This is a genomic window from Streptococcus mitis (assembly GCF_946190285.1).
Taxonomy (GTDB): Bacteria; Bacillota; Bacilli; order Lactobacillales; family Streptococcaceae; genus Streptococcus; species Streptococcus mitis_CP.
In genome coordinates this window covers 1-401 of sequence record NZ_CAMHZX010000025.1, presented here as the reverse complement: position 1 = coordinate 401, position 401 = coordinate 1, and the positions used below count along the sequence as shown (strand labels likewise).

1 protein-coding gene is annotated in these 401 nt (G+C 42.6%); it reads left to right on the top strand.

What is annotated here, in order from left to right; all coding sequences use genetic code 11:
• The coding region (locus N8L39_RS09265; RefSeq protein ID WP_419991714.1) for a MiiA motif-containing surface protein at positions 1–401 on the top strand (401 nt) is incomplete at both ends.

Below are 401 nucleotides of genomic sequence, written 5' to 3'. Positions count from 1 at the left end.
GCTGAGAAGAAAGCGATCGAAGATAAAGTTAAAGCTGTAAATCCAGATGCAACAGTAGTTGTAGATGACAAAGGAAATGCGACAGTTACAACCCCAGAAGGCAAGACAGCAGTAATTCCAGCAGCAGACTTGACTAAGTCAGCAGCAGACGCAACGAAACCAAACGCAGGCAACGACATCGTTAAACCAGCAGATAAGACTGTAGTAGCAAATCCAGAAAAACTTACAGATGCTGAGAAGAAAGCGATCGAAGATAAAGTTAAAGCTGTAAATCCAGATGCAACAGTAGTTGTAGATGACAAAGGAAAAGCGACAGTTACAACTCCAGAAGGTAAGACAGCAGTAATTCCAGCAGCAGACTTAACGAAGAATGCAGATGCAGAAAAAGCACCAAAAGCAGG